Origin of the sequence: Eubacterium sp. CAG:156 (assembly GCF_000434315.1) — a bacterium.
Taxonomy (GTDB): domain Bacteria; phylum Bacillota; class Clostridia; order Lachnospirales; family Lachnospiraceae; genus Eubacterium_U; species Eubacterium_U album.
Genome location: NZ_FR878125.1, coordinates 1 through 5,978, shown reverse-complemented (window position 1 = coordinate 5,978; position 5,978 = coordinate 1). Strand labels below are relative to the sequence as shown.

The 5,978-nt window shown below is 32.3% G+C and carries 7 protein-coding genes and 2 pseudogenes; 8 read left to right on the top strand and 1 reads right to left on the bottom strand.

Annotated features, from left to right (window positions below; translation table 11 throughout):
- From ABMA45_RS01170 to ABMA45_RS01135, 8 genes and pseudogenes are all read left to right on the top strand, one after another.
- On the top strand, nucleotides 1-930 hold a 930-nt coding region (locus tag ABMA45_RS01170), incomplete at its 5' end, for a DUF5688 family protein (RefSeq protein WP_348029883.1).
- Between the two features lie 5 nt (nucleotides 931-935).
- Nucleotides 936-1,061 (top strand): hypothetical protein, encoded by a 126-nt coding sequence (locus tag ABMA45_RS01165; protein WP_022088052.1) that lies wholly within the window; start codon nucleotides 936-938, stop codon nucleotides 1,059-1,061.
- Nucleotides 1,033-1,641 (top strand): hypothetical protein, encoded by a 609-nt coding sequence (locus ABMA45_RS01160; RefSeq protein ID WP_022088051.1) that lies wholly within the window; start codon nucleotides 1,033-1,035, stop codon nucleotides 1,639-1,641. The genes ABMA45_RS01165 and ABMA45_RS01160 overlap by 29 nt, the downstream gene beginning before the upstream one ends.
- A gap of 168 nt (nucleotides 1,642-1,809) precedes the next feature.
- On the top strand, nucleotides 1,810-2,562 hold the full coding sequence (locus ABMA45_RS01155) for a S1 RNA-binding domain-containing protein (protein ID WP_022088050.1): 753 nt from the start codon (nucleotides 1,810-1,812) through the stop codon (nucleotides 2,560-2,562).
- A gap of 424 nt (nucleotides 2,563-2,986) precedes the next feature.
- Nucleotides 2,987-3,505, top strand: a pseudogene (locus ABMA45_RS01150) (Rpn family recombination-promoting nuclease/putative transposase); the annotation flags it as partial.
- A 122-nt stretch (nucleotides 3,506-3,627) separates the two neighbouring features.
- The gene (locus tag ABMA45_RS01145) at nucleotides 3,628-4,251 is read left to right on the top strand and encodes a flavin reductase (protein ID WP_022088047.1); all 624 of its coding nucleotides are present in this window, start codon (nucleotides 3,628-3,630) and stop codon (nucleotides 4,249-4,251) included.
- Nucleotides 4,252-4,349: 98 nt separating this feature from the next.
- On the top strand, nucleotides 4,350-4,763 hold the full coding sequence (locus tag ABMA45_RS01140; protein ID WP_022088046.1) for a DNA cytosine methyltransferase: 414 nt from the start codon (nucleotides 4,350-4,352) through the stop codon (nucleotides 4,761-4,763).
- Nucleotides 4,764-4,851: 88 nt separating this feature from the next.
- The gene (locus tag ABMA45_RS01135; protein WP_022088045.1) at nucleotides 4,852-5,601 is read left to right on the top strand and encodes a hypothetical protein; all 750 of its coding nucleotides are present in this window, start codon (nucleotides 4,852-4,854) and stop codon (nucleotides 5,599-5,601) included.
- A gap of 106 nt (nucleotides 5,602-5,707) precedes the next feature.
- On the opposite strand, the pseudogene ABMA45_RS01130 reads toward ABMA45_RS01135, so the two are convergent.
- Nucleotides 5,708-5,902: pseudogene (locus tag ABMA45_RS01130) on the bottom strand (IS110 family transposase); the annotation flags it as partial.
- Between the last annotated feature and the right edge of the window lie 76 nt (nucleotides 5,903-5,978).

The window sequence follows — 5,978 nt, the reverse complement described above, 5'->3', positions numbered from 1 at the left end:
GTAATCAGAAAAGTTAATAAGACCAACCGTGAGGTTGATGGCTTGAATATGTTGGACATACCGGGATTAAAAAATGCAACACCAACATTGTATGTAAATGACTTATATGAGAAATATGAGAAAACAGGTGATTACGAGGAGATTGCAAGAATGGCAGCAGAAACAATGGAATATGGAATTAAGTCATTTAACAGTCAGATTAAGGAAGAATGTTTGGATACATCAAAATTAAAAGACAAGGTTTTCTTTTCTCTAATAAATGCTGAGCAGAACAGGGAACTGTTAAATACTGTTCCACACAGAGAATTTGAAGATTTGGCAATAGTATACAGATGGAATATTGGGTCAGATTCAATGGGAACATATACAAATCTTGTTAACAATGATTTGGCAGAAAAAGAAGGTCTTACAGAGAATGATTTATATAATGCTGCAAGTAAAAACACAAAGGAGTTATTTCCGGTATCAATTAAGAATATGAATGAAGTCATTGGTGAAATGATATTTGGTGAGAGTGGAATTGATGAAGAAATGCAAAAGGAGTTCAGTGAAGTGATGCAGGAAACACCTGATGAAAATTGTATGTATGTCATTACAAATGAAAGTAAGTTGTTTGGCGCAGCATCAATGTTATATGAAGAACCTATTCACGAATTAGCAGAAAGAGTTGGCAGTGACTTATATATTTTACCTTCAAGTGTTCATGAAGTTATTGCGGTGTCAGCAGATTTTGGCTCACCAGAGGAGCTTGCTGAAATGGTTTATGAAGTAAACATGGAACAGGTGGACATTAACGACCGACTTTCAAATCAGGTTTATCAATATGACAAGGATTTAAGGACTTTAAGACTGGCAACAGACACAATAAACAAAAGTCTAAATGATGTGGACCTTGGGGCAAGAGAAAACACAGAAAGAGGTGGAAGATAGTCGTAGTGGATTTTGAAAAGAAATTAGAGGAGATAATAAAGAGTGAAATTTCAAAATTAAACAAGGATGAAGAGTTTGTCGTTAAAATTGAGGTGGTAACAGATGGAAAAGATAAATCAGGTATCGATTAGGCTTGTTAATGAGCGACCTCTGTTATCTGAAGAACAACTTACTTCTCCTGAAAAGGTGGCAATGGTAGTTGGAGACTATATAAGGGATTTAGACAGGGAAGCATTGTGTGTAATCAATTTTAACAGCAAGCTTCAACCTATATTTACGATTGAAAGTAGAAAATTCTTTGCTTTTGGTGGGGCAAGCAGTCATGATATTTCAGATGGCATTTTATGCCCAGATAACTGGAAAGAAAAAGCTAAAGAATTAGAAAGACAAGGCAAGTATGGGTTTAGAGTAAAAGATATTAGCTGGTGGAAAGAAGAACTTCCAACAGAGGAAGAAATGAAACATGGAATGGATGTATTAAAAAGAAATAATAATATAGTAGATTATATTATCAGTCATAGTCCTAGTACATCAGAATTATATTTGATTGGAGGCGTAGGATTGTATGAGACAGATGTTTTGACTAACTATTTGGAAGAAATTAAGGCAACTACAAATTATAAAAAACATTTCTTTGGACATATGCATGTTGATCAGGCTATTAATAGCGAAAGTATTTGCTTGTATGAGCAAATCATTAGAATTATTTAATTAACAAATAAGTTTTATTAGATTAACGATTAAGCCAATACGAGTAAAATAATTTCATGTAATTAAGATTAACGTTATTTAACTAATCAAAACTCCTTTTTGCACCTTATATGAGAATATGGTACAATGACTCCAGATAAATAAATATTTGTGAAAAGGAGAAGCACAATGGAAGAAAAAACAATGGACAATGTAGCAGAAAATGAAATAGAAAGAATGGAAGATTTAGGACAGGCACTAGAAGAGTCTTATGCACATATGGGAAATGGAGAGTATGATACAGATACTTTGTTAGCATGGGAAAAGATTAATGAATATAAGGAGGCAGGAACTATTCTGCCGGTTACAATTTCAGGAATTGTAAATAAAGGTGTGATTGCTTTAGTTGAAGGAGTCCGAGGATTTATCCCGGTTAGCAGATTAGATATTAATCATGTGGAAGATACAAATGATTGGTTAGGCAGAGATATTAGAGTTCGTGTTATTGAAGCGGATATGGAAAAAAACAAACTCGTTTTATCAGCCAGAGAAATTCTTCGTGAAGAAAGTGCAGCTGCCAGAAAGGCGCAGCGAGAGATGGCTGTTTCAAAGATAGAGGTTGGTTCTGTTGTTGAAGGAAAAGTAGAATCTATTCAGCCATATGGTGCTTTTGTAGACTTAGGAAACGATGTAACAGGTTTGGTGCATATTTCACAGATTTCCATGGATCATATTAAATCTCCAAAAGAAGCTCTGGAAGTAGGACAGATTGTGAAGGCAAAAGTTATTAAAAATGATGGCGGAAAGATAAGTTTAAGTATTAAAGATTTGTTGGAAGAAAAAAGAATTCAGGAAGAAGAGGAAATAAAAAACAACATGCAGGAAGTGGAAAGTATTGGAACTTCTTTAGGAAGTTTACTTAGTGGATTTAAATTAGATTAAATTTCAATTTTGAAATTGAGACGGTAATCTTAGCATGATAACTTCTAAATCAATATATGAGTGAGGTGTTTATTTATGGAATTACCTGACAAAAAATATAGAATTTTAGATATATTTTATATGGGGATTAATGACAAATATTTTCAACTCAGGAGTTACCCTACAAATATGATGTATCTAAAAAAACAGTATCAAGAGACATAAACGAGATTAGAAGCTTTCTTTCTGAATACAGAGACATAATCGGAAATGTAGATATTGTTTATGATAGAAAAAGAAAAAAATATCATATGAATATTATGATTAACCAATTATAGGGATATAGGTAATAATGTTAATTGATATATATATTAGACGATTAAAAAGTTAATAAAAGGCGTTCTATGGTGTAATAGCTTCATAGAACGCCTTTTATTATGTTGAAGATGATGAAAATACGGTTTTTAACTTAGAAATGCAAACGACAAAATATGAAGAACTACCTAAAAGATCACGATATTATCAGGATATTATTGATTTAAACCTGATTGAAAAAGGTGAAGCATATGATATACTTAATACAAGTTATGTAATTTTTATTTGCACTTTTGATTTTTTTGAAAGCAATAAAAGTATGTATGAATTTGAAAATATATGTATTAATAGGCCGGAATTAAAATTAAATGACGGAACGCATAAAATTTTCTTAAATACCAAGGGAGATAGAAGCGGCATAAGCAAAGAGTTGAAATTATTATTAGATTATTTCGATGGCAAAGAACCGGAAAGCAAACTTGCTAAGAAAATTGATCAGAAAGTGTTTGAAGCCAAAAGAAATGACCAATGGAGGCGAGAGTATATGTCATATCAGATGGAATTAAATCAGCAGTATAGGAATGGAAAGGAAGAAGGAAGAAAAGAAGGAATAGACGATATGAGTAAGCTGATAAAAATGCTAATATAAGAAAATAAATATGAAGAACTTGAAAAAGCAGTAAATGATGAGGAATACCAGAAGGCACTAATGAGAAAATACAGAATAACTAAATAGAACAGTGAACATAAATAAAATTTGGAGGAATTAATATGGATAAGAAGGCAATTTATAACTTGACTTATGGGGTATTTATGGTATCCACTAAGGCAGGGGATGTGGTTAATGGATGTATTACAAATACATGTATTCAGGTGGCTAATAATCCGGTTAGAATAGCCGTGTCGGTACTTAACAGTAATTATACATGTGAATTAATTAAAAAGAGCGGAATTTTAGCAGTTAGCATTTTAGATAGTGATTGTACGTTTGAGTCTATAAAGCATTTTGGTTTCCAATCAGGAAGAGATGTGAACAAGTTCTCAAATATTACACCACCAACTGATAATGAAGGAATTCCTTATCTTGGATGGCAGTCATGTGCAGTTATAAGTGGTAAGGTTGTTGAAAAGCATGACCTTGGAACACACACTTTGTTTATTGCAGAAGTTACAGATGCAAAAGTTTTAAGTGAAAAAGAACCATTGACTTATGCACAATATCAAAATGAAATAAAACCAAAGCCTAAAAAGGATGATGAAAGTAACGGAAGAAAAATAGTAGGCTGGAGATGTAAAATCTGCAATTATGTATATGAAGGAAGTGAGTTGCCTAAAGATTATGTATGCCCGGTTTGTGGACATGGCGCAGATGATTTTGAACCAATTTACGCTTGATAGAAAGATGTTGATTTTGTGGTAGCATAATATAAAATTGCGAGAAGAATAAAAAGAAGCATATTCTAGCTGAAATTACGTTAGAATATGCTTCTTTTATGGCTGGCTTTACACCTGTGGCATCTGTGGAAATAATGGATGCGGCAGTGGAAACATATAAATACAACTTCATTGAACAAAAAGGATTCAATGAAACCGTAGAAACTAGAGACATAAGGGAAGAGGAAGTTAAGCAAAAGCTTTATGATGAAATAGGAGAAAGACATGTAAACTTGGTGGTTGGAGGATTCCCATGCCAAGGATTTTCAATGTCGGGAAACAGGGTAATAACTGATGAAAGAAATAGCTTGTATTTGGAAATGAAGAAGATTGTTGAACGCCTTAAGCCAGAATATGTGGTAATGGAAAATGTTGAAGGATTGCGTTCAATGATGAATGGAGCAATAGAAAAGAAAATCATAGAAGATTACAAGAAAATTGGATATGACATTAATGTAACCATTTTAAATTGAAAAAAATGGGCATTTATGTTCAATTACATCGGCAGGTGAACAAGAAAAAATAGAAGAGGAAATTAAAAAAATAGATTCTGCAAATTTAATGAATAATTATTGGATTGGAACATATGAAAACTTTCAGTATGAGGAATGGACATGGATTACTGATGAAGAATTTTTATTTAATAATTGGGCGTATGATGAACCTAATAATTATCATAACATAATAGAAGGATATGGTCATATCATTACAGGAGATTATACTTCTGTAAACAAGTATAAAACATTGGGTACTTGGAATGATTCATCACAAGATGGAGCTGGTTACGCAAATACATTTTTTGATTTAAAAAACTACGGATTCATATGCAAAATAGACAACGTAAATGTAAATATTTCAGATCATGATTATTCGGATAAAAAAGTTACAGTTAATGGTAAATTTCCTTTTGAAATGGGAACTGGTGGAAATAGTACAACAACTGATTTCTACTATAGAGACAGTTATTTTAGTGAAGATTCATCATCATATAATGCAAGTTTAGCATCAATGTCTATTAGTATGGCTCTTGCTGGTTTTGGGACACCTAATAGTAAGGATGAACCCAAAAATTTTAATAAAAATATCGTAGAAGTGTATAATCAAATAGGATTTAAAGATGAATACAGTTGTATATATGATTTTGATAAAGAAGAAAAATTGTATAACTCGCATGCAAACTTATTATTTTATGACACATCTTTAAGTGGACCAAATTCTACAGATAACTCAATAGGTGTTCATATTGCAAAAAAAAGAATAAAAATAAATGATAAAATAAAAACTCTTTTGTCTGTAGTAGCCTGCAAATAAAAAGTCAAGGCTAATCTAAAGAACATTGAAAATTTTATACAGGTTGAAAATTAGGTATCAAAATAAAACCACCACACTAGTGCTGGTCTGAAAATCGTAGTTATAATTAGGATTCTGGAAGAGATGAAAGATATTCTTTCACTCGTCCATAGTAGATTCTTAGAAACTTGTTGGCACCAGCCGTTATATAGACATAATAGGGTTTACCTTGAGCACGTTTCTTGTCTAAGAACTGATACACAGGATCATCCTATGGTTTGGTCTTGATTAAAGCGTCCATTACCTGAAATAAGGTTTTTCGTGGGTCAGTTTGATTTCAAAAGGTGTGGAAACAATTTCACCAAAAGGTCGCATAATAGCAACCATACTTTTACCTT